The organism is Pedobacter chinensis (genome assembly GCF_003339865.1).
Taxonomy (GTDB): Bacteria; Bacteroidota; Bacteroidia; order Sphingobacteriales; family Sphingobacteriaceae; genus Pedobacter; species Pedobacter chinensis.
In genome coordinates this window covers 1,073,441-1,098,483 of the sequence record NZ_QPKV01000003.1, presented here as the reverse complement: position 1 = coordinate 1,098,483, position 25,043 = coordinate 1,073,441, and the positions used below count along the sequence as shown (strand labels likewise).

The 25,043-nt window shown below is 37.2% G+C and carries 19 protein-coding genes; 6 read left to right on the top strand and 13 right to left on the bottom strand.

Annotated elements, in window-relative coordinates; genetic code table 11:
- Positions 1-207: 207 nt before the first annotated feature.
- The 3 genes from DU508_RS10000 to ahcY all read right to left on the bottom strand — a co-directional run bounded on the left by DU508_RS10000 (position 208) and on the right by ahcY (position 5,274).
- Complete coding sequence (locus DU508_RS10000) at positions 208-3,021, bottom strand: TonB-dependent receptor (RefSeq protein WP_115402640.1); 2,814 nt, start codon at positions 3,019-3,021, stop codon at positions 208-210.
- Between the two features lie 181 nt (positions 3,022-3,202).
- Positions 3,203-3,538, bottom strand: coding sequence for a DUF6370 family protein (locus DU508_RS09995; RefSeq protein ID WP_115402639.1), 336 nt, complete (start codon positions 3,536-3,538; stop codon positions 3,203-3,205).
- Positions 3,539-3,957: 419 nt separating this feature from the next.
- A complete protein-coding gene (ahcY, locus tag DU508_RS09990; RefSeq protein ID WP_115402638.1) occupies positions 3,958-5,274 on the bottom strand; it encodes an adenosylhomocysteinase in 1,317 nt (438 codons plus the stop codon).
- Between the two features lie 1,339 nt (positions 5,275-6,613).
- Between ahcY and DU508_RS23810 the strand changes: the two genes are divergently transcribed.
- Complete coding sequence (locus DU508_RS23810) at positions 6,614-6,787, top strand: hypothetical protein (RefSeq protein WP_158542151.1); 174 nt, start codon at positions 6,614-6,616, stop codon at positions 6,785-6,787.
- Positions 6,788-6,815: 28 nt separating this feature from the next.
- On the top strand, positions 6,816-7,169 hold the full coding sequence (locus DU508_RS09985; RefSeq protein WP_115402637.1) for a hypothetical protein: 354 nt from the start codon (positions 6,816-6,818) through the stop codon (positions 7,167-7,169).
- Between the two features lie 348 nt (positions 7,170-7,517).
- Here the strand turns inward: DU508_RS09985 and DU508_RS09980 are convergent, their stop codons facing one another.
- Positions 7,518-7,874, bottom strand: coding sequence for a hypothetical protein (locus tag DU508_RS09980; RefSeq protein WP_115402636.1), 357 nt, complete (start codon positions 7,872-7,874; stop codon positions 7,518-7,520).
- A complete protein-coding gene (locus DU508_RS09975; RefSeq protein ID WP_115402635.1) occupies positions 7,852-8,163 on the bottom strand; it encodes a hypothetical protein in 312 nt (103 codons plus the stop codon). The genes DU508_RS09980 and DU508_RS09975 overlap by 23 nt, the downstream gene beginning before the upstream one ends.
- A 440-nt stretch (positions 8,164-8,603) precedes the next feature.
- Between DU508_RS09975 and DU508_RS09965 the strand changes: the two genes are divergently transcribed.
- Positions 8,604-9,368: a hypothetical protein gene (locus DU508_RS09965; RefSeq protein ID WP_147273609.1), complete on the top strand. Its 765-nt coding sequence runs from the start codon at positions 8,604-8,606 to the stop codon at positions 9,366-9,368.
- A gap of 394 nt (positions 9,369-9,762) precedes the next feature.
- Positions 9,763-10,191, top strand: coding sequence for a CBS domain-containing protein (locus tag DU508_RS09960; protein ID WP_115402632.1), 429 nt, complete (start codon positions 9,763-9,765; stop codon positions 10,189-10,191).
- 86 nt (positions 10,192-10,277) lie between these two features.
- Here DU508_RS09960 and DU508_RS09955 read toward each other — a convergent pair whose 3' ends face one another.
- The 3 genes from DU508_RS09955 to DU508_RS09945 all read right to left on the bottom strand — a co-directional run bounded on the left by DU508_RS09955 (position 10,278) and on the right by DU508_RS09945 (position 14,541).
- Positions 10,278-11,726: a M28 family peptidase gene (locus DU508_RS09955; RefSeq protein ID WP_115402758.1), complete on the bottom strand. Its 1,449-nt coding sequence runs from the start codon at positions 11,724-11,726 to the stop codon at positions 10,278-10,280.
- Positions 11,727-12,523: 797 nt separating this feature from the next.
- Positions 12,524-13,570: a TerC/Alx family metal homeostasis membrane protein gene (locus DU508_RS09950; RefSeq protein ID WP_115402631.1), complete on the bottom strand. Its 1,047-nt coding sequence runs from the start codon at positions 13,568-13,570 to the stop codon at positions 12,524-12,526.
- Positions 13,570-14,541, bottom strand: coding sequence for a polyprenyl synthetase family protein (locus DU508_RS09945; protein WP_115402630.1), 972 nt, complete (start codon positions 14,539-14,541; stop codon positions 13,570-13,572). The genes DU508_RS09950 and DU508_RS09945 overlap by 1 nt, the downstream gene beginning before the upstream one ends.
- A 360-nt stretch (positions 14,542-14,901) precedes the next feature.
- On the opposite strand from DU508_RS09945, the gene DU508_RS09940 reads away from it, so the two are divergent.
- Positions 14,902-15,903: an alpha/beta hydrolase gene (locus DU508_RS09940; RefSeq protein WP_115402629.1), complete on the top strand. Its 1,002-nt coding sequence runs from the start codon at positions 14,902-14,904 to the stop codon at positions 15,901-15,903.
- Positions 15,896-16,432 carry a hypothetical protein gene (locus tag DU508_RS09935; protein WP_115402628.1) on the top strand — a complete coding sequence of 179 codons (537 nt, stop codon included), beginning with the start codon at positions 15,896-15,898 and terminating at the stop codon, positions 16,430-16,432. Before DU508_RS09940 ends, DU508_RS09935 begins: the two co-directional genes overlap by 8 nt.
- Before the next feature lie 56 nt (positions 16,433-16,488).
- Here DU508_RS09935 and DU508_RS09930 read toward each other — a convergent pair whose 3' ends face one another.
- From DU508_RS09930 to uvrA, 5 genes are all read right to left on the bottom strand, one after another.
- Entirely contained in the window at positions 16,489-17,454 is a 966-nt protein-coding gene (locus DU508_RS09930; RefSeq protein WP_115402627.1) for a YpdA family putative bacillithiol disulfide reductase, read from the bottom strand.
- Between the two features lie 53 nt (positions 17,455-17,507).
- A complete protein-coding gene (locus DU508_RS09925; protein WP_115402626.1) occupies positions 17,508-18,920 on the bottom strand; it encodes an MBL fold metallo-hydrolase in 1,413 nt (470 codons plus the stop codon).
- A 360-nt stretch (positions 18,921-19,280) separates the two neighbouring features.
- Positions 19,281-20,300, bottom strand: coding sequence for an asparaginase (locus DU508_RS09920; protein ID WP_115402625.1), 1,020 nt, complete (start codon positions 20,298-20,300; stop codon positions 19,281-19,283).
- A 976-nt stretch (positions 20,301-21,276) separates the two neighbouring features.
- The gene (locus tag DU508_RS09915; RefSeq protein WP_115402757.1) at positions 21,277-22,044 is read right to left on the bottom strand and encodes a TatD family hydrolase; all 768 of its coding nucleotides are present in this window, start codon (positions 22,042-22,044) and stop codon (positions 21,277-21,279) included.
- Between the two features lie 86 nt (positions 22,045-22,130).
- Entirely contained in the window at positions 22,131-25,037 is a 2,907-nt protein-coding gene (uvrA, locus tag DU508_RS09910) for an excinuclease ABC subunit UvrA (RefSeq protein WP_115402756.1), read from the bottom strand.
- Positions 25,038-25,043 lie beyond the last annotated feature (6 nt).

Sequence of the window (25,043 nt, the reverse complement as noted above, 5' to 3'; positions counted from 1 at the left end):
CGGCCTAAATCATTGCGGATTGAAAATTTGATTGTGTTTTCAAGCTAAAAGCATTAAGACTATCTTCGATGGACACTTACGTGGTTCCCATTAAATTAAGGAAAATTCGTTATTGCTAGATTTTCTTCAAACCGAAGCAATCTACCTTTGTAGCGGAATTTGTTATTTGCCCTTACCTAGCGCCCCTCATATCCTTGCTTCACTTCGTCAATTCACTGTATTTCTTGGATTGCTTCTTTCGTTTTTCGAACCAACCTTGGTAATTTTATAATTTAATGAAACATAAAAATACCTGGTAATACTATTAAAACGGATATCCTCTATCCTACTTCCATTAATTGTTCTGTCAATGTTGGTATTTTGATTTAAAATATCGAAACCCTTTAAAGCTAAGGTTATCCTGCGTTGCATAAAATATTGTTCCAAACCTGCGTTTAATAAAAACACATTGTTATTAAAGCCATCTGCTCTGCCAGCGGCACCATTATGCTGAAGCTCGGCATTCATTCTCGTGTTTTTAATAAACTCATAACTTAAATTTGCGCTGTTGGAGAAATTGAAATATTTATTATCAATTGCGCTTGGTTGCGAATTGTTGACTTTACTGTATTGCACACCCAAATAAATTCCAGCATTTAATTTATCATCAATATCATAGCTAAAGTTGGCATTCGGACCAAAATTATAACGATCTGTAATGTTCTTTTCGCTGTTGATAAAAGAGGAAGCATGTGAAACAAACAAGTTAATGCCATAGCCCATCCTTAAACCTTTTAATTTTGTGGGTTGACCAAAAAACGTTCCGGTATTAATGTAATAATTACCATCTACATTTACAGGCTGGACATACTGAACACCATCCACATAATTAATACTGTTGCCGATATCATCCAGGGCATAATTGATCAGGAAATAACCATTCCAGTATTTATTATTATCTGCGCTGAATGTATTAAAGTTAACCGACATGCGATGACTCTTTCTGGCCTCCAGATTTGGATTACCGATACGTTGATACAGTGGATTACTGTTATTTTGAACGGGTTGTAAATCATTCACTGATGGCAAGTTCACATTTGCATTGTAATTAATCTGCAAGGTATGTTTGTTCTTATTTCTAAAATTGATGTTTAACCGGGGCAAAATATTGTAGTATTTCTTTTCAAGGTTATTCATATTTACTCCCGCACTATTGAATGTTGATGCATCCAAACCGGTTTCCTGAAAACCCAGGCCTAAGTTATAAGTCCATCCTGTACGGTTATACACCAACCCTAACCTTGCGGTTTGTGTCCATGTTCTGTTTTCCAATGTGTTCGAAAAATCCGGAACAACAGTATCGTAAGTATTGTTTAATGGATTATAGCTTAAGGTTAATTGTTGCGCCTCAACCTTACCTTCATTACGGATATAAGCAATATTGCTACTCATTTTTTTTTCAATAATCGGACGACTATAATTGACCGCAAAGCTATAATTTCTTGAATTATTTTCTTGTTCTGCCTGCTGATTCAGATCTGTAATATCTATTGTGCCGCTACTATAATTGTTGATCAGCGATTTATTAAGCCAGTTAGAGTTAAAGGTATTTTGTGTTCCATTTAAACCAATAATGATAGATCCTTTCTTTAAGCGACGGGTAGCTGAAAATTCGCCAAAAAATGCTGGTGTGGAATTTCTCTGATCGAGATATTGATTACCATCGTTGGTTTTTCCGGCTAAATCAAATGCAGAATTAAAGTTCCGGTTATTGATATTGTTGGTGTAGTTAAGAATAGCGTTAGATCGAAAAGTGATATCAGTTAAAGAATCGGGATGATATTCTACCTTGAAATTGAAACGGTGTGCCTGATTATCAGAATTTCGATTTGATACTTCATTGGTTCTCAACACATCATTCTGGTTAATATCCTGAAGATTGGAAAACCTGTTGCCCAAACCTTTGCTAAAATAAGTGAAATAACTGCTGCTAAGCGCAAGCTTGTCTTTTTTTCCCCAACTATTGCTGTAATTAAGTCCGCCGCTATGTGTTGTCACTTCTCCCAAAGCACTATTATCAAAAACACCCGAGCCTCCAATGGTTGTACGGCCATTATTTACGTTAATAGAAAAACCACCACCACCAGGAGGGGCAAAAATATTTCCTAAATTTCCACCCGTAAAGCTGCTCAAATCTTCATACTGAAAACTTGCATTACTAACATTGTTACTCATACCCAATACAGCAAATTGCATCTTTTTGGTAAAGTGATTGGCGCTTAAATAGCTGCTATATTTATCTGTAGTACCTCCAGATAAATTGGCATTGCCAAACCAACCGTTCTTTTTATCTTCCTTAATCGTTAGGTTTAAAACTTTTTCTCTTTGCCCGTCATCAATTCCAGTTGCTTTTGCTTCCAGGGTTTTACTATCAATCAGCTGAACTTTTGCAATCACATCTGCTGGTAAATTCTTGGTTGCTGTTTTTGGATCAGTACCAAAAAAATCCTTTCCATCAACTGTTAATCTTGTAACTTTTTGCCCTTGCACTAAAATGCTTCCATCCTTATCAATGGTTACACCAGGCAATTTTTTTAATAGGTCCTCAACCGCAGCATTGGGTTGAGTTTTATAAGCATCAGCGTTAAATTCAACCGTATCTTTTTTGATGGTTGCTGTAGCGTATCTTCCTGCAACTGATACATCTTTTAGGGCGATGGCATCTTCCTGCATTTTTAATGTTCCTAAATTCAATATTTTACCGTTTATGCTGATGTTTTTTAAAATTGGATTATAACCCATTGCAGAGATTTTGATGTTATAATCGCCTTTTGCGATATCTTTAAAAGAGAATTCTCCCGATTTATTACTTACAACACCTAATTTCTTTGTAGAATCAGCTTTGCCAGATAAAATAACTCCTGCGTATTCAAGTGGCACACTTGTTTTGGCATCAATAATTTTTCCGGTAATTCCTCCTCTCTCTTGTGCGAAGACTTTCGTAGATAAAATGCATAACAATACAAATAAATAGGTTTTCATATCTGAAATTTAAATTTTTGGTTTGGTTTTGATATTGAGATCATAAGCTCAATTTTCAGCTATATGACACCGGAAAAATTAAAATGTGACAGTTTTGATTTATTTTTGATAAAAAAAATTGACTAGAAACGAAAAAGCCTTTCACTTGAATTGAAAGGCTTAGAAATTATAATGTTTAACTTTATTTGGATAAGAGCTTAATGCTGGTGGCTTTAAATCTGTTGTTTACAATTTTACCTGAAACCACTGCTTTACTTATTGCATTGCAGAAACCTTCCTTTCCGTGAGCATCTCCGAAATCATCAATATCCTTTCCCTCAACAAAATAAGATTTACCATCAATTTTTACAGCAAGATCGCAATTTTTACCTTTCATTTTAAATTGACATTCGCCACAGGCAACATCAACTATTTGATCGGTAATTTCTTGCTTTGAAACAGTTTTTTTAGGTGCGGTTTGTGCTTGTGTTGTTAAACCGGATATAATGAATAGTAAAAGGATAGCTATGTTTTTCATTGCAATTGTTTTTTCAAATGTAGGCTTTGAATATTAAAAGAATTTCAATCCTTTGTAAAATAAATCTGATAGGCGTGAAAGATTTTAAAATGCAGCAACCTTGAATATCCAGCCAGTGCTGAACTCGTTTCAGCATCTTTTTTGTGAATCCCTTGTAGCTAATCGCGGTTAGCAATATTCTTGTTACATGATCCTGCTATTATGGTCCTGAAACAAACGGCGCAGCCCTCTTGAATACCAATAAAAACTTAAAAACAAATGAAAAATTCAGGATGACGACCGTTCTTGTATGGTTTAAATGTGATGCCTAAGCATTGATAGAAGTTTAAAAACCTGGAATTCTTAACGCAACAAAAAAGGGATATGCAATCTGCACATCCCTTTCATATTAATACTCCCGACTCCGGACTCAAGACTAATTAGTAACGATATTCGTCTGATTTGAATGGACCTTCAACTGAAACTCCGATATAATCAGCCTGGTGTTGATCTAAAACCTCTAACTCCACACCGATTTTTTCCAGATGCAAACGGGCAACTTTCTCATCTAAATGCTTAGGCAAGGTATACACTTTGTTTTCGTATTTATCTGTGTTGGTCCAAAGTTCCAACTGTGCCAAAGTTTGGTTGGTAAATGAGTTACTCATCACGAAGCTTGGGTGGCCAGTTGCGCAACCTAAGTTAACCAAACGACCTTCAGCAAGAACGATCACGTCTTTACCATCAATGGTATATTTATCAACCTGAGGTTTGATCTCAATTTTGGTATCACCATAAGCACCGTTTAACCAGGCCATGTCGATTTCGTTATCAAAGTGACCAATGTTACAAACAATCGCTTTATCTTTTAATGCTCTGAAGTGTTTTTCGCGAACGATATCACAGTTACCAGTGGTGGTTACCACGATATCTGCCTCTTTAATTGCCGTATCCAAACGCTTAACCTCATAACCTTCCATTGCCGCTTGTAAAGCACAAATCGGGTCAATTTCGGTAACGATCACACGTACACCTTGTGAGCTCAACGATTCTGCAGAACCCTTACCCACATCGCCATAACCACAAACTACAGCAACTTTACCAGCCATCATTACGTCAGTAGCACGACGGATCGCATCTACCAATGATTCGCGACATCCGTATTTGTTATCGAATTTAGATTTGGTTACTGAATCGTTAACGTTAATTGCAGGTAAATGCAATGTTCCGTTTTTCATTCTTTCATATAAACGATGTACACCAGTTGTGGTTTCCTCTGATAAACCTTTGATATTAGCAATCAATTCAGGGAAGCGATCAAAAACCATGTTGGTTAAATCACCACCATCATCTAAAATCATGTTCAATGGTTGTTGCTCCGGACCGAAATGTAAAGTTTGCTCGATACACCAATCAAATTCTTCTTCGTTCAAGCCTTTCCAGGCGTAAACCTGAATACCAGCGGCAGCGATTGCTGCTGCAGCATGATCCTGAGTGGAGAAAATGTTGCAGGATGACCAGGTAACCTCAGCGCCCAAAGCCACTAAAGTTTCGATCAGAACCGCTGTTTGGATGGTCATGTGCAGGCATCCTGCAATACGAGCACCTTTAAGTGGTTGTGTTGGACCGAATTCTTTACGTAAACTCATTAGCCCAGGCATTTCAGCCTCAGCCAATTCGATTTCTTTACGGCCCCATTCTGCCAGTGAAATGTCCTTAACTTTGTAAGGAACGTAAGTTGTCTCTACTGATGACATAATATAATTATTTATTTGTTTACAAATCAATGTTTTAGCAAATAAGTATTTTGAGATTGCCCACTATTTGCTTACTTTTTCTAAAACTCCATGTTTTTCGAGCCTCAAAATTACACAATAGTTTAGCCAATATCAAAAGCTTAGAATTTAATCGGTTCCAGGTTGTGCTTTATAACTTTCCAATGGCAATGGCTGCGGCTTTACACGCATGCGTAGTGATGTTAAATTATTGCAGTTAATATCAATGAACCAAGGCTATTAATGTGTTAATAAGGATCAATTTTGATATGAGGTTTTATGAGGTTTATCCAATTCTAAAATTTTCTTCTGAATGATTAAGCTCTCCTGCCTCGGGAACGTTTCGAAATGATGTTAAACTATTTATGTCGGATTTTGTAAGATTTTTCGGAAAAATATCAGGTTTTCTCAGATTCTTAGCATTGATGGTGTTAGGCTTGATAACTCAAAAATTAAGAATAACTCACGTTTTGTCACGTTTTCCGACAACGTTTAAAATATCGTAATGGCAATAAAGCATAGTTTGAGATGGATGTTTTGAAAAAGATGTAAAGTTTTGTCAAGCTCTGTGACATTAGAATGACCAAAAACACCCAATTTCTATACAAATTACCATTTATATGAAGTTCTAAGTGGGCGTGAAAATGATAAATGCTACACATTTAGATGTTTTTATCAAAAATAGTGAGGTTTTGTGAGGTTTCCAATACTTGGATTTATTACTTGAACCTTAACATTTCTTAACAACGAAGCCTAAACGCTTAGGTAAGTAAGGATTTAACTGTCCAAAAATCTTTAATTGGCTGGAAATGCAATTTATTGGTTAAGGGGATGAGGGAGTTACTATAAAAACCTCATGTTTTCTCATGTTTCTACATCAATTCAATGGGTAACTACCCTCTATTTAAAAATACCCCTTATTAACTGTTAGAAAATCTCTTAACGCACCAAGAGCCTTGATCACATGAATATCAATGTGTTTCGGGTTAGGAAGAATAATTTCCTCGCGTGACCGACTCGCAAAACACTTTATAATCTTTTTTCCAATTCTATTAGAAACTCTTTTAAGACTTCAAAGAGGCTTAGATACCAAGGTTTACGAATGAGCAACATATATCTGATAAGTCCTTTAATTATGCTAATTTGACTTCTTTCTTCGCTGCTGCTCTTTTTTCAAGGTCCATCGTGTTAATATTGGATTAATTACAAAATCGAAAAAAAAGTTAATGATTGCCTCCATGTTTAAAAACCTTAAGTTGAACGTTAAATTTAGATATCAAATATAACAATATTGTTAACAAGAACTTCCAACCGTCCTGCAATGGCTTTACTAGCAGAAGGGTATCGAGCAATGTATTGGGCTGCAACCGATAATTATACTGATCTGAATAGTTATATCGAAGCCATGGATGGTATTGCTTTAGGACTTTATTATGATTTTTATAATATTGAAGAGGAAAAGATCCAACTATTAACTGAAATGGAATTGGCTTAAAGCCTATGCGACATCTTTCGAGCAAGACATGGAGTTTTGGCTTAGCGTAACTGAAGTTGGAGGCGAGCTGCCAATTACACCAGTGATCGGATTGAAAAATATGACGTCTATGTCACTTAAGCCAATGGATAGAGTTATGGGCTTTAACAGGCTTCATTGCAAGGTAGATACCAAGCAAGCATTAAAGCAAGGCGTGATGACTGGGCTATTCCGTGGCACAGTAATCGGTGTTGGTGGCGCTATGATGGACACAGCTGCCTTTCCTTTAATTGGAACAGTGACAGGCGGTGTTAGCTCATTTATGGCAGGTTTTGCACAAGGATTTATCCAGGGGACTGTCTCAAACGTTGCTACACAATTATTGGCATCTTGCTTTAGTTAATAATCAATAAATAAAAAGTTAACATTAGAATTAAAAGGAGCATGTTTTCGTCTATGGGATGAGACAGGCTCCTTTTACTTTTACTTTCTCTTACCTTCAGGGGGAGAAGATCAAAGGTGTATACTATATTTTGAATGATGTTAGAAAGACCTTCCCGCCTAGATTATGGTTTGAATACTAACAATTACCAACAACTACAAAACTATTGATCAAGGTAAGGTTTTTGCCTGTTTCTTGCCTGATAATAATGTGATGGGCAGTATGCAAAACTCCTACATACAGTCGTAAGATGTTGAAATGTTTGTTAAATGTAGATTTGATCACGCAAAAAAGACGTTGATGGTAGCCCTACCAATTTAAAAGCTGTTGTAGGAAGCCGTTAGGCACATATTCAAATAATATTGGGTTAGTCTTTCCATCAAATTTGCGCATACGGTGTGCAACAATCCACCTCCCGTTTGCTTTATGTGGAATTATAGCTTGGGTAAAAGTACCATTCCGAGCGGTAAACGTAACCGAGAACGAACCCTCCTCTTTCATTTGAAATGGAAAAGCATTCATCATAATCGCGTTACCTGGCATTATCTCTAATAAGTCATACCGCTTTTTGAATGGCTCAAACAACTCAGAAGGAATTCCGCGTCCAGTCGTATTTCTTGGGTCATCCAAGATCTTTTGAGTCTCATAGCTGCCTGTAATGATCATTTGTGTTAAAATATAAAGGGAAATCTCCACGATTTGCCACCGCAAATTGAGGTATACCAAATTCTTCTTCCATATCAAAGAAGGTTATCATAGGATAACTATCTCCACCGGTTATATTATCGTTTAGTTTCAATGATAATTTGAGCAATTCGGATTGTTTCAACTCATTAGCTTTTGATTCTCTTGTTGATTTAATATTTACCAGTATGGTCCCAACGAGGGCTATAACTCCACCACAACAGCAATCCATTCGGCATTCTGGACGAAAAAAATCAAACATCTTTTTCATTTAAATTAATATAACCAATGCTCATAATAAATAATGCCCAGCCAACATCCTTGAGGAGATTTTCCCAAAGGAATTCTCGGTCTGCTATTATTTTCAACGTTTTTGATGTTATCACTAGGCTTATTATAAAAGATGGGTTGAAGTCAATAAAAGAAAAACTTTCAGCCATGAATGCAATCAAGTTTAAATTAATACATAGGGTTTTAGCTTTTATTTGAGGAGATAGATTGTAGGTGCCTAATTAAGAATTAAATAATCCTTGGTTTTTATGCCCATAAAAAAAATTGTAACATGAGCATGCCTTAAAATGGCGATGTGGTCGAAGGATACGTGTGAGGAAATGGTAACTAACTTAAGTTTTGTAACCTAAATTATACATGCGCTATATTGATATATAACATATCTTGTAGTAATTAATTATTAACACTTAACTCAATTTTATGAAAAGACATCTAAAACTTATGCTTGGCCTTGCAATGGTTGCGACGGTCACACTTTCAGGATGCAAAAAAAATGAACCAATTGAAAAAGAAAAAGATTTTCAAACTTTTGCCGGTAAACCTAATTCTTCAGCAAATGCTCCAAGTTGGGAAGCATATGCCAAAAGTGAAATCTTTCCTTACGGAGATGGCACGCAGTGGAAAACTGCGATTCCTTGGGATGGACAAACAATTTACATGAGTAACGTACAGCTAAGAAATGGTTATGCGAGTGGTTATGCTGTGGCAGTTATCACTGGAACTCCAGAGCTTCCCACTGGCGAAGTCGGAAACCTAGTAGCGGGAGATAATCCAGGGGATGGACCTTCAAGAATATTCGGATATACGAGGCGATCATGTAATCCTCCAACAATATATAAAACAACAAGCACTTGGACCAATTATAACATGATAGGAAAAGACAATGCTGGAGATACATTTACAGCTTATGGCAGCCAATTTCAACAAACAAATGAATGGAACATTGCTATTGATAACCCAGATGGGTTTGATATTGCCGAACGTTTTTTCGACAATATTCATAAAGTAAAAATTACAAGAGTTTTGTTTTATGGATTAGGCAATTGCCAGACAAACCCCAAGTTGGTAACTTTCAAGCTGGCGGCTTTAAAAGATAGCCAAGGAGTTATACACTTTTATATAGCACATCCAAATTATCAAGAGTCTAGAATAACTAGCATACCTTTACCCATTGATCCAATTTAACTATTAATTTTATTTGGGATGGTCGAGAGATCATCCCTCTCAATAAATCCCAACTATTATGCAAAGTGATATCGGATATTTAGCAAATGATTCGAATATTGGATCAATAGCCCTTACCATAAAACAACCTATAAAGGCGGTGTAGTTGAAGCGAGGAGATCATTGCTACTGATGACATAATTTCTTATTTTTAAATGTGATGCAAAGTTACCACATCCCTGCGGGAAAGTCAAATGATTAAGAAACAAGCTGGTTTATAGAATGTAAAATAGTTCACATTTCACTTATAACTTAGAACACAATTACAGTAATTTATAAAACCATCACAAATCCAAAATAAAACTTTGATTTTCAGCTTATTATTTCTTAAATTGAAGTAACCAAATTAAAAATCATGAAAACAGTAAAACAGTTATTCGATACCAAACAACCAAGAATAGTCGCTGTACCCGAAAACATTTCCGTATTGGATGCATTAAAAGTAATGACCGACAAAAACATCAGTGCTGTTTTGGTTATGGAGAACGAAAAGCTATCTGGTATTTTTACCGAACGAGATTATGCGAGGAAAATCATTCTTCAGGGAAAATCATCAAAAGACACCTTGATTAGTGAAGCCATGACCGCGAATCCTATTACCATTAATTTCAGCGATACCATTGATTATTGCATGGAACTCATGACCGAGAAACACATTCGTCATTTACCTATTGTGGTTAATGATGAAGTGAAAGGCATGGTTTCCATTGGCGACGTGGTAAAGTTTATTATTGCCGACCAAAAACAAACCATTTCCCAATTGGAAAGCTATATTAGTGGATAAGAGGCTTAGGGGTTATAAGATTTAATCTGCAAAAACAATTTATCAGTGGAATCCACATGGAGAAAAAAATCAATCTCTTGGAATCATTACTTCCACCGCCACTCGCCTGCAATTGTCAATGGTTCTTTTAAATTTTGTGATTCTAAAAAGATCTTCAATTCTTCTTCGCCCTGTACACCAACCGGAATTTTTGGTGTATTGGCTAATGCATAAGTAAGCATGGCACTGTAACGTACTGTATTTTTTAGTTCCTGTTCATCTACCAGTTTAAATGAATCGCCATCCGAATGATAGAATGGACCTGAATTATTTGGCAACTTACCACCAAAGCCGCCACCCGTCGGAATCCCTTCCAGCATAAATGGTTGATGGTCGCTATGTAAGCCAGCACCTGCATTAAACAGGTTTTTAAATCCCGTGTCTATTTTAACAATATCAGCACCCCACGCAGTAAACAAATCTTTCATTTCAATACGTGAAGTAGCAAAACCTTTTGGGTCGTTTGTCATATCATAATTTAGCATGAATTTAACCTGGTTCAGTGTTCCTGCTTTTTTAGCTTGATCGATATAAGCTTTTGAGCCCAGTAAACCTTGCTCTTCGCCCATGAACAAAACAAACTCCACAGTGCGTTTTGTTTTCAGGTTTAGCGTTTTAAATGTACGGGCCATATCCATAATGGCAAAAGAACCAATACCATTGTCGATGGCACCAGTTGCCAAATCCCAACTATCCAAATGCCCGCCAACTACAATTTTATCTTTTGGTGTTTCAGTTCCTTTGAAAGTAGCAATAACATTTCTTGCTTTAATAATACCAGAAAAATTAGTCATGCCGATATGAGCAACTTGAGCCCGAGATTTTAACTTTTCTTTCAAAGCTACTCCATCTTCTAAGCCAATACAAACCGCAGGAATTGAAATTAATTTACCAGTAACGGATGCTGTACCCGTTAACAAAACACTATCTTTTACGGTGTTGATAATGATTACGCCAATAGCGCCATATTTAGTGGCAATCGCAGTTTTCTCTGAACGGTGTAATGATTTTGTTCCAGCAGGAGAACCTGGTAAAACACCTAGGTAAATCAAGGCAATTTTTCCTTTAAACCGATCAGGACTTGCCTGATAATCTACTTCCATGCCATTTCCTGCATCAACAATATCGCCGGTAACATCAGCACTTACCGGCGAATGCGCAAGGGTTACTGCTTTAATTTTTGTTAAATTATTTTTATCTGCTCCTATTTCTACATTGATGGTTTTTCTACTCCAGCTCTCTACCTCAAAAGGTTGGAATTTTACCTCGCAACCGTAAGATTTCAGTAAATCATAAGCATATTGTTCTGCCTTTTTGCCATTTTCGGAACCTGTTAAGCGATGTCCGATGGTTTCAGTTTCATATTTAAGCGTTTGGTAAGCTTTAGAATTTTGCTGAACATCAGTGTTGATTTTAGCAAAAACATCACCAAATTTATCCTGGGCATTAGCGAACAAAGCACTGAAAATAATTGCAGTTGAAAAAAGGTATTTCATTGAGAATGGTTTATCCGCTGAAATTACAAAATTTACTTTCAGCTTTACGGCTGTAACGTATATTTTGCTTTGCAATCCAAAAAGATTAACCTCTTTAGACACTCAAGTACCGTTAAATGTATTAGCTGGGTAAAAACTCAAACTGTGTCAACAGTACGAACTTTAAAATGATTAGCCACGTCTTCCAAAATCAACACCTTAGAAAACCTAAGATAATGCATATGACTTAGCTGCTCTCAGATGTCTTAGGTGGTAAAAACTCAACCGTATAAAGTGTGTCGGCAGTATGAATTTTAAAAGATGGTTAGCCACGTTCTAAATCAACCAACTTAGACATCTGAGAAAACCTAAGATAATTGCATATGACTTAGCTGCCCTCAGATGTCTTAGGTGGTAAAAAACTCAAACCGTAAAGGTGTGTCAACAGTACGAACTTTAAAATGATTAGCCACGTCTTCCAAAATCAACCACCTTAGAAACCTTAGAAAACCTAAGATAATTGCATATGACTTAGCTGCCCTCAGATGTCTTAGGTGGTAAAAAACTCAAACCGTAAAGGTGTGTCAGCAGTACAAACTTTAAAATGAATTAGCCACGTTCTAAATCAACCACCTTAGAACCCTAAAGATAATTACATATGACTTAGCTGCTCTCAGATGTCTTAGGTGGTAAAAAAACTCAAACCATATAAGATATTTACACCAGGGTTAGCATTACAACCTTCGTCCCAAAACAGCATTTTTAAAGACCTAAGAAATACCAAACCACAGTTTCGGTGTCCTAGCAGCAAAAAAAATCTAATGAAGTTTTTTCTTCGGAAAAACCAGCGATGCCACGATGCTGATGACCAAAATACTTAGAATGATAATGAGCGAATGCTGGGTAGTAAAACCCCATCTTTCTAAATAAATATGTCCGAGCATTTTTATTCCGATAAATGCCAGCAATATCGCTAATCCTGTTTTTAGATAATGGAATTTATGAATAATATTCACCAATAAGAAGAACATGGAACGTAAGCCCATGATGGCGAAAATATTAGAGAAAAATACGATGTAAGGATCTTTTGTAACGGCAAAAATGGCAGGAATAGAATCAACTGCAAAAAGCAAATCGGTAAACTCTACAATTAATAGCACCAAAAACAATGGCGTAACAAATCTTTTATGGTTAATTTTGATGAAGAATTTTTTACCCTCATACCTGGGATGGATAGAAAAAATCTTCGAAGCCCACTTTACCACCGGATGATTCTCAGGATCGATCTTTTCTTCTTCTTCTCTATTAAAAAACATTTTCACACCGGTAAAAACCAGGAAAGCACCGAATAAGTAAAGTATCCATGCAAATTTGGCAATCAAGGCTGCACCCACAAAAATGAAGATGAAACGCATGATAATGGCACCTAAAATTCCCCAGAATAAAACACGATGATAGTATTTTTCTTCAACTGAAAACGCAGAAAAAATAAGCACAATCACAAAAATATTATCTACCGATAATGCATATTCAATTACATAACCCGTTAAAAACTCTAAGCCCAGGTTTTGTTTATAAATAGCTAAGCTACCATAAAAGTCATCTGGAATGAGTTTAATGTGATGTTGATGCCTGGTTACAATTTCCTGAAGACGGGCAAAATCTTTTATTCCATGTAGCTCATGTCCTTCAGCTAACAAAACAAAATAAAACCCAATTGCTAGGCCAACCATGATCAAACTCATGATACCAGCTTGTTTTAAGCTGATCACATGATCTCTTTTACTAAAAAGCCCTAAATCTAAAGCCAGTATGAGCACAATAAATAAAAGAAAACCTAAGCTGAAAAGTAATTCGTTGCTCATTATTTTTTACGTTCGGTGGTATAGAGTACAAGCTGTTCTAAGCCAGTTCTTGCTTCTCCCGCATCAAATTGATGCAAAATATCAAATGCCGCATTCTGGTATTCCAACATTTTCTGGTTGGCATAGTAAACACCCTGTTGCGCATTTACAAAATCAATAATTTGCTGAATCTTAACCGGGTCATCCTGATGATTTTTTACCAGATTGATGATGCTTTTACGCTCAGGTCTTTCAGCTTTATTCAACGCATAAATTAAAGGCAAAGTCACTTTCTTCTCCTTAATATCTATACCCAAAGGTTTGCCCACATCATCTGTTCCGAAATCAAAGGTGTCATCCTTAATTTGAAAAGCGATACCAACTTTCTCTCCGAACAGGCGCATTTTCTCGATGGTTTCGTCATCCGCTCCAGCTGATGCTGCACCCGCAGCACAACAGGAAGCAATTAAAGAAGCTGTTTTCTGACGAATCACATCAAAATATAAATCTTCTGAAATATCCATTTTGCGCACCTTTTCTACCTGAAGCAACTCACCTTCGCTCATTTGCTTTACTGCTTCAGATACAATTTGTAACAATCGATGTTCGTTATTGTTTACCGATAGCAACAATCCTTTGGCCAACAAATAATCGCCCACCAAAACGGCTATTTTATTTTTCCATAAAGCATTTATAGAGAAAAATCCACGACGCTCATAAGCATTATCCACTACATCATCATGCACCAACGTAGCAGTATGCAAAAGCTCTACCAAAGCCGCTCCGCGATGAGTGGATTCTGTAATTCCACCGCAAAGTTTAGCTGCAAAAAACACGAACATTGGCCGCATTTGTTTGCCCTTTTGCTTCACAATATAATGGGTAATCCTATCCAGCAACGGTGCGTCGCTATGCATAGATTCTTTAAAGGTTTTTTCAAACGCTTTAATATCAGCAGCTATAGGTGTTTTTATCTGTTCGATTCCCGGCATTAAGTCGAAAAATTTTGATTGCAAACTTAAACTAATTTCACTTAAAAAGATAATCTATAATCGCATTAGGAAGTAATAATTTACTTCTTCTACCCCTATTAGGCATTTTACTTAGCTCATGATCAAGAATCTGAATGACATGAGTCCTTCTATCGGGTTTAAACACTGGCTGATCCATAACCAAAAACCTTTAAAATTGAAATCATATTGTAGAAAAATTCTTCTTTATCCCACCCAAAAGTTTACATTTAAGCCAACCTTATGCCAGATGAATCCATGATGATTTTGCCAATTGCAAACTGTAGGATGAACAAAAAAATTATAATAATTTCATCTTCTCTAAAAACATTGATATAACGGATGCAAAAACGCTATAAATTTTTGCTGGGCATTTCAGCCTTGCTTGTTACAGGGTATTTACTGGGTCCTAAACCTAAAAAGGCTCTTTACAACGCCGAACTTACCAAAGTTCCGGATTTGATGGATCTTGACATTTATGTACAAAACATAGAAAGCAAGCATAAAATAAAACCTGGTAATGAGGCCGAAATAATTTGGGCCGATTCGCTGCATCAACAAACTGAGTATGCAATAGTTTATCTACATGGCTTTTCAGCATCAAAAACAGAGGGTAATCCTGTCCACCTGAATCTTGCAAAAGCACTAAACGCCAATTTATACCTCGCCCGATTAGCTGATCATGGCCTTGACACCATTGCACCAATGCAATATTTCACTGCCGATCGACTATGGGAAAGCAGTAAACAGGCTTATGCCATTGGAAAAAAATTAGGTAAAAAAGTAATTCTGGTAGGCACTTCGACTGGTGGAACAGTAGCCTTAAAATTAGCAGCAACTTACCCTGAAATTAATAGCTTAATACTTCTATCGCCAAATGTAGCTATTAATGATAAAAATGCCTGGTTATTAAATGATCCCTGGGGTTTGCAAATTGCCAGAACTGTTTTACGAAGTGATGAACGCAAGGTTGATGGCCGGTCAGAGGAGTATAGAAAATACTGGTACACTAACTACCGGATAGAATCACTCGTTGAATTGCAGGAGTTTGTAGAAAGTACGATGAGCAAATCTGTTTTCGAAAAGGTTAAACAACCTGTTTTGATGCTCTATTATTATAAAAATGATTTGGAACAGGATCCTGTTGTTCGGGTTGATGCCATGCTTAAAATGTTTGATGAGCTGGGAACTCCTGAAAATTTGAAAAGAAAAATTGCCATTCCAAATGCAGAAAATCATGTTTTGGGTTCTTACATTACCTCTAAAGATTTACCAGGTGTAGAAACAGCCATTGATAACTTTGTGGAGAATGTTTTAAAGGTGCCGGTAATTAACTATGAATAAACCAAAATCGCTCTTAATCGAAATTTGCTGGTTGTTATTAGCAGCTTTGATAAATTTATCAATATTAATCTTGGTATTTGGCAAAAATATTCTCCAAAAAACTGTTGCCATTAATCTTCATGATACTTACTTTGTAACGCAATCATTACCGCTGTTCGCATTTTTATTTATTGTGATAAGTTTTGTTATCTATTATGTTAAAGAGCATCGAAAACATTTTCAACGAAAAGCCCAAAACATTATCATCATAATTTTTGGTTTACTTTTAATTCTTTCACTTACCAGGATAAATGGTCTTATTTCTTTATTTAAGGGCATAGAAACTAGCTTGAAAAACAGCAATCAGAATGATTTGCCTGCCACTGGTTGGACTGTTTACCCTCCTTTGGGTAAATTAGAAAAGGCCGAGCCTAAAGTATATATTAGTTTTTCTGAAATACTCTCATATTCGATTATGTTAATTCAGGTATTTATTATTTACCTATTGGTTAAATTGGGATACAAATGGGGAATGAGACAAAATGAATAGGCAATTAAAAGACTGACGAAGTTTCCCACTACAAATCCCAGCTAAACTTCGTAAGTCTACTTCGTAATATTCCTAACAATCATCTCCGCATGAACCCTTGAATTTTCAATGAAAAGCTTATGCGTATCTAAACCACCGCAAACTACCCCTGCTAAATACAAGCCTTTTACATTGGTTTCCATTGTTTCTTCGTTATAAACAGGACAAAGGCTTTCAGGTAATTCTATTCCAAACTTTCTCAGCATCGAAAAATCAGGTTGATAACCAGTCATCGCAATAACGAAATCATTTGGAATGGTTTTGGTTCCATCCGTTGTGTTAATATCCACCTCATTTTCTCTAATCTCAAGCAATTCAGCGTTGAAATATGCAGTGATCGAACCTTCTTTAATTCTGTTTTCAATATCCGGACGCACCCAGTATTTTACGTGTGGACCAAGTTCACTGCTACGAATTACCATTGTCACATGTGCACCTTTACGATAAGTTTCCAAAGCAGCATCTACGCCAGAATTATTTGCACCTACTACCACAACATTTTGAAAAGCATACAAGTGCGGATCTTTATAGTAGTGAGTAACTTTAGGCAGATTCTCTCCTGGAATATTCATGAGTAATGGCACATCGTAGAAACCAGTGGCTACGATTACATTTTTAGCTGTATAATGAGTTTTAGAAGTTTCTACTTCAAAAATTTCAGCCTCATTTTTGTTTACCTGCTTAACCTTTTCGAACAGATTGATGTTCAAACCGAATTTTTCTGCAACTCTGCGGTAATATTCAACAGCTTCATTTCTGTTCGGCTTTGGACTGATGGTTACGAATGGAACCCCGCCAATTTCGAGTTTTTGAGAAGTAGAGAAGAATGTCATGAAAACCGGATAATTGAACAAACTATTAACCAATGCACCTTTCTCAATAATCACATAGCTCAGGTTAGCTTTTTGTGCTTCAATGGCACAAGCCATACCAATTGGACCAGCGCCAATGATTAATATATCGTAATGAATTTGATTTGCCATTTAGTTTTTATCTATCGTTTAAGATTGCTTCGTACCTCGCAATAACGATAGCCTTAAACTTTCATTGCTTTACTTGGGCAAGCAAAATCGGTTCTCTTTAAACCAGTGTTTTTAATTGCGCCATAACCTCCGGCAATATCAATCACATTTTCAATACCCCTTGATTTTAAAATTGAGGCAGCAATCATTGAGCGGTAACCACCTGCACAATGAATGTAATAAGTACCTTTTGGATTGATTTCTCCCATCCAGTCATTTATAAAATCTAAAGGTCGACTCAAGGTAAACTCCAAATGCTCCGATTCATATTCACCTGGTTTTCGCACATCGAGCGCTGTAATTTCATTTTCGCGAGCTGCTTGTTCAAAAGCATCTGCAGAAATCGTTTCAATTGTATCTATTTCCTTTCCTGCATCCGTCCATCTTTCAAATCCGCCATCCAGGTAGCCAATGGTATTATCATAACCCACACGAGTTAAGCGGGTAATACTTTCCTGCTCTTTTCCAGCTTCAGTGATCAATAGTATAGGTTGCTGTAAATCTGTGATCAGTGCCCCTACCCAAGGTGCAAATTGTCCGTTCAAACCAATATTAATCGCATTTGGGATAAACCCTTTTGCAAAAACCTGAGGATCGCGGGTATCGAGCAAGATTGCCCCGGTTTGATTTGCAGTATCTTCAAATGCTTGTGGCGTTAAAGCTTTTAATCCTTTTTCATAAACTTCATCAATGCTTTCTACACCACCTTTATTAATGGCTGCATTTTTAGCAAAATATTGTGGAGGAGGCATAATGCCATCAGTCACTTCTTTTATAAATTGTTCTTTGGTTGCTGCTTTTAAAGCGTAGTTTACTTCTTTTTGATGCCCTAAAGTATCGAAGGTTTCTTTACTCATGCTTTTGCCACAAGCAGAACCGGCCCCGTGTGCCGGATAAACAATTACATCATCAGCTAAAGGTTTAATTTTATCATTTAATGAGTCATAAAGCATTCCAGCCAGATCATCCATGGTCAGATTCCCCTTTTGTGCTAAATCCGGGCGGCCCACATCACCGATAAACAGCGTGTCACCGCTAAAAATACAGTGATCTTTACCACTGGCATCTGTAAGCAAATAAGTGGTAGATTCGAGTGTATGTCCGGGCGTATGTAAAGCTGTAATGGTTATATCGCCAATTTTAAATTTTTCTCCATCTTTTGCAATGTGAGATTCGAACTCAGTTTTAGCTGTTGGTCCGTAAATAATTTTAGCGCCTGATTTTTCAGCCAAATCCACATGTCCGGAAACGAAATCGGCATGAAAGTGAGTTTCAAAAATATATTTAATAGTTGCACCAGCTTTTTCAGCTTTCTTCAAATAAGTTCCCACTTCCCTCAGCGGATCAATAATTGCAGCTTCGCCCTTACTTTCAATGTAATAAGCAGCTTCAGCCAGGCATCCGGTATATATTTGTTCTATTCTCATGTTTTCTCTGTATCGCCGTCCCTGAATTATTTCAAGGTCTTTCTTAAATCAGATGCTGAAACAAGTTCAGCATGACGAATATGGTTAGAGCAAAAATAAGGCTAAATATGGATAACCGAAATGATGAGTGTCATAATTGCAGAAGTTTTACTTATTACGCATTAGGATTGTGCAAAGCAGGAGCTATTGCTGTTTGGCCATGTTAACCTCCATAGAAATGAAAATACTTTTAAATAGCAACGACCTTGAATAAACTGTGTTGAGGCACGAAGCCACTGCAACCTATGAAACAGATGCTTTGTGCCTCAGCATGACAGGATTTTTTAAAAAATCGTACAGGCACGCCGATGCGATTGCGAATTATTCTTTCGTTAACTCTCCGCGCAGTGATTCCTCCATCAGTTTACGGCTTTCTTCAATCGGCAAACCCAAACCCATCACAAACATCAATTTGGTAACAGTTGCTTCAAAAGTAAGGTCATAGCCACTTAACACGCCCATTTTCAACAATTCGCGACTGGTTTCGTATCGACCTAATTGCACAGATCCTTTTTTACACTGAGAAATATCGATGATGATTTTTCCATTCAAAATTGCCTGACGCAAGCTGTCTAAAAACCATTGAGCAGTTGTAGTATTTCCGGAACCAAAAGTTTCTAAAATGATGGCATCAACTTTTGAATCCGTTATCGCTGAAACCGCTTGAGGTGTAATACCAGGATATAATTTTAAAACGCCAATATTAGCATTGAAGTTGGTATGTAAAGTTAATTTACCTTTTGGCGCCTTAAGTACATAGTTAGTATGAAATTGAAGATGCACACCAGCCTCAGCCAATACCGGATAGTTTGGCGAACGAAAAGCCTCAAATTTTTCGCTATTGTATTTAATGGAACGGTTTCCTCTAAACAATTGGGCATCGAAATAAATACAAACCTCAGGAAATAAAGATTTGCCATTTACTTTGGTGGCAGCAATTTCCAAAGCCGTAATTAAGTTCTCCTTTGCATCAGTTCTGATTTCGCCAATGGGCAATTGAGATCCGGTAAGTACCACAGCCTTATCCAAATTTTCGAGCATAAAACTTAATGCTGATGCAGTAAAAGCCATTGTATCTGATCCGTGAAGAATCACAAAACCATCGTATAAGTCATATTTGTTATAAACCAGTTCTGCCAATGTTTTCCAAATCTCGGGGTCCATATTAGAAGAGTCCAAAACCGGATTAAAAGAATGTACATCCAGGTGGTAATCTAAACGGCTTAACTCTGGAACATTTTCTTTAATCTGTTCGAAATCAAAAGGAATTAACATCCCATTACTGGGGTCGTTAACCATACCGATGGTTCCACCGGTATAAATAATAAGAATCTTGGTCATTTGGTTGGTTTGGGTTGCTCAGCGCAAAGAAAGTAAAAAATTACAAATGATCATGCAGTATTTTCAAATTCGCAATTATTAAGCCTTAAATCTACTCTTAGTTACGATATTTTTAACCGAATGACATATAAATTAAAAATTTAAAAAGCAAATAAGATAGATGCTGATTACAAACGGTCGTCATCCTGAACTTGTTTCAGGACCTTAACAGCAGGAACGCATAGCAAGAAAGATGCTGACCACGAAGTAGCTACAAGACCATTGAAAAACACTAACTCCATTTGTAAAATAAATTTACTTCGTAGCTTTCCGCTTCGCTACAGGTCAGCATGACGTGGTGGCCAGACCAGGCGTTTAAAACACCATACATGAGCGGCCGTCATCCTGAACTTGTTTCAGGACCTTAATGGCATGAACGCATAGCAGGAAAGATGCTGAAATAAATTCAGCATGACGTGGTGGCTTAGCGAGGCGTTTAAAACACTGTACATGAACGGTCGTCTTCCTGAACTTGTTTCAGGACCTTAATGGCATGAATGCATCGCCAGAAAGATGCTGACCACGAAGTAGCTACAAGACCATTGAAAACACTAACTCCATTTGTAAAATAAATTTACTTCGTAGCTTTCCGCTTCGCTACAGGTCAGCAGGACGAGATGGCAAAACAAAACGCCTAAACACCATACATGAACGGCCGTCATTCTGAACTTGTTTCAGAACCTTAATAGCATGAACGCCTAGCAGGAAAGATGCTGAAATAAATTCAGCATGACGTAGTGGCTAAGCTAGGCGTTTAAAACACTATACATGAACGGTCGTCTTCCTGAACTTGTTTCAGGACCTTAATGGCATGAATGCATCGCCAGAAAGTGCCGACCACGAAGTAGCTACAAGACCTTTTAAAATTAATATTTACACTTGTAAAATAAATTTAACATAACGTAGTGGCTAGGCCAAGCGCTTAACAGTATAAATTCTAAATCCCAAAAACTTTCTTAGAATTCTCTGTAGTTACATTTGCAATCTCTTCAACAGAAACACCATAAATGTCAGCCAGTTTTTGGGCAACATAAATCAGATAACTACTCTCATTTGGTTTTCCACGAAACGGAACAGGAGCCAAATAAGGCGAATCAGTTTCTAACACCAGATTATTTAAGGAGATTTCTGAAAGAACAAGGTCTAATCCCGCCTTTTTGTAAGTTACCACGCCACCAATTCCTAAATAAAAATTAAGATCGATTGCTTGTCTGGCTTGTGCTAAATTCCCGGTAAAGCAATGAAAAATTCCCCTGAGCCGCTCATCTTTTTCACTTTCCAACAATTCAAAAACTTCATCAAACGCTTCGCGACAATGGATAACAATTGGCAAACCTAATGCTTTGGCCCAGCCAATTTGTTTGCGAAATGCATCTTGCTGAATGGTTAAAGTGGTTTTATCCCAATAGAGATCGATCCCGATTTCGCCTATGGCATAAATCTTTCTGCCAGAAATACTTTTGTAAATCTCATCCAACATCGAAAGATAATCATCCTTAACATCACAAGGATGAAGGCCTGCCATTGCAAAACAGTTTTCAGGGTATTTATTTACCAAATCATCAATCATAGCGATTGATTTCACATCTACATTTGGCAGGAACAAACGGCGAACATCATTTTCAAAACAACGTTCCATTAACTGCGCTTGCTTTTCTGCTTCTTGTTCGTAATATAAATGAGTATGGGTATCGGTAAATATCATAATTGATAAAGATTGTTGATGTGAAATGGGCATTTCTGAAGCGGTCGTCATTGCTTCGTGCCTCCCAATGACGATAGGTTAGCTTTTTAAACTTTCTTTTTTATTTTTCCCGTCTTTTTAACTTCCGACTCTCTGGGTTCAGACTTCGAACTACCTTCCATCTCTTTCTTCAGGAATTTTCCGGTTAAACTGATTGGATTTTGGATTAAACCTTCTGGCGTACCTTCAAATAGAATTCTTCCTCCACCTGCTCCCCCCTCTTCGCCTAAATCAATTACCCAGTCGGCTACTTTTACAACATCCAGGTTATGCTCAATAACCAAAATGGTATTACCCTTATCAACCAATTCTTGTAATACGCCTAAGAGAACATTGATATCTTCAAAATGAAGTCCGGTAGTTGGTTCATCTAAAATATAAAATGTTTTTCCTGTATCTTTTTTCGAAAGCTCAGTGGCCAGTTTAACACGTTGCGCCTCTCCTCCCGATAAAGTAACTGAAGATTGCCCCAAAGTAATATAACCCAGACCAACATCTTTTAAGGTTTTGATTTTCCTATAAATAATTGGAATATGCTCAAAGAAAACACAGGCATCTTCAATGCTCATGTCCAATACATCGCTGATTGATTTTCCACGGTAGCGAACTTCCAGGGTTTCTCTGTTATATCTTCTACCACCACATTCTTCACAGGGAACCTGTACATCTGGCAAGAAATTCATTTCAATCACTTTCATTCCGGCACCCTGACAGGTTTCACACCTTCCCCCCTTTACGTTGAAAGAAAAACGGCCGGGTTTATAACCACGAATTTTCGCTTCTGGCAATTGTACAAACAGATTTCTGATATCGGAGAAAACACCCGTATATGTTGATGGATTTGAACGTGGCGTTCTCCCAATCGGTGCCTGATCGATTTCAATAACTTTATCAATCTCTTTCAATCCACTTATTTTCTCATAAGGAAGCGGAGTTTTCTTCGCCCTAAAGAAATGATGATTTAAAATCGGGTACAAAGTTTCGGTAATTAAACTCGATTTTCCTGATCCTGAAACCCCGGTCACAGCAATAAATTTACCCAAAGGAAAATCAACAGAAACCTCTTTCAAATTATGGCCAGTGGCTTTTATAATAGATAACTTATGTCCATTACCTTTTCTGCGGGCTTTTGGTGTTTCGATTTTTTTCTTTCCGTTGAGATAATCTGCTGTTAGCGTTTTCGATTTCAGAATTTGCTGTGCAGTTCCTTCGGCAACAATTTGCCCCCCGTGAATACCTGCACCTGGCCCAACATCAATTACCCAATCGGCCTCCAAAATCATATCCTTATCATGCTCCACAACTAAAACAGTATTGCCCAGATCACGAAGATTTTTTAAAGCATTAATTAACCTTTCGTTATCACGTTGATGCAAACCGATGCTTGGTTCATCAAGAATGTACATCACATTCATTAATTGTGAACCAATTTGTGTAGCCAAACGGATACGTTGCGCTTCGCCACCAGAAAGTGTACGAGCCGTTCGATCTAAAGTAAGGTAAGTTAAACCAACATCGGTAAGGAAACCGATCCGTGCTTTAATTTCCTTCAAAATTTCCTTTGCAATAATATTCTGGCGTTCAGAAAGTCTTTCATCAACATGTTCAAACCAGCTATGAAGGTTGTTGATATCCATTGAAGAAAGATCAAAAATATTCTTTCCATCAACCTTAAAATGTAAGCTTTCTCTCTTTAACCTTGCTCCATTACACTCCGGACAAGTTTTTAGTTTACGAAAAGCTTCCATGTCATCAACAGCACTTTCCGATCTTTTTTCATTCTGTTCTTCCAGCATTTTAATGATGCCATCGAAAGTAATGTTATAATTCTGAACGTTCCATTTATTGTACTCTACTTCAACCTTAATTAAATCATGGGTTCCGTTCAGAATGATATTGATGACTTCATCACCCAGTTTCTCTATAGGTGTGGACAAAGAAAAACTGTATTTTTTAGCCAATGCTTTTAATACCTGAAACATCCAGGTATCGCGATACTCGCCTAGCGGTGCTAAACCGCCATTTAAAATACTCAGTTTTGGATTCGGCATAACCGATTCTTTATCCACTACGAAAATGTAACCCAAACCATCACAACGTTCACATGCGCCGTAAGGCGAGTTGAACGAAAAGCTGTTGGGTTGAGGTTCATCGTAAGAAATTCCGGTTGTTGGGCACATTAAAAATTTGCTGAAATGGGCAACATTGTTGTCCTTATCGCTGATCTTAATTACACCCTTACCCATCTTCATCGCAGTTTGAACTGAATCTAACAGGCGTTTTTTATCTTTATGATCAACAATCAAACGATCGATAACCACTTCTATATCGTGGATTTTATAACGATCGACTTGCATTTTAGCGGTTATGTCTTTAATCTCCCCGTCAACACGAACTTTTACATAACCCTGCTTGCGAATTTGCTCAAATAGCTCGCGGTAATGACCTTTTCTTCCTTTTACAACCGGCGCTAAGATATTTACTGCCAAACCATCAAACTTGTTGAAAATGTTCTGCAGAATCTGGTCTTCGCTCATTCGCTCCATTTTCTCACCAGTGTTGTAGGAGTATGCATCGGCAACACGGGCAAAAAGTAAACGCATGAAATCGTAAATCTCGGTAATGGTACCAACTGTAGAACGTGGATTTTTACTGGTGGTTTTTTGTTCAATGGCAATAACCGGACTCAAACCCGAAACCTTATCTACATCAGGGCGTTCCATACCACCCATAAACTGCCGGCTATAAGCACTAAACGTTTCCATGTAGCGACGTTGTCCTTCTGCGTAAATGGTATCAAAAGCCAGAGAAGATTTCCCGCTACCACTTAAACCGGTAATTACTACCAGTTGGTTGCGGGGAAAACTAACATCAATATTTTTTAAATTATGTACCCTAGCTCCGTAAACTTCTACATCTTTCTGCTCACCAAGGTCGATGGATTTGTTGCTCATATTTTG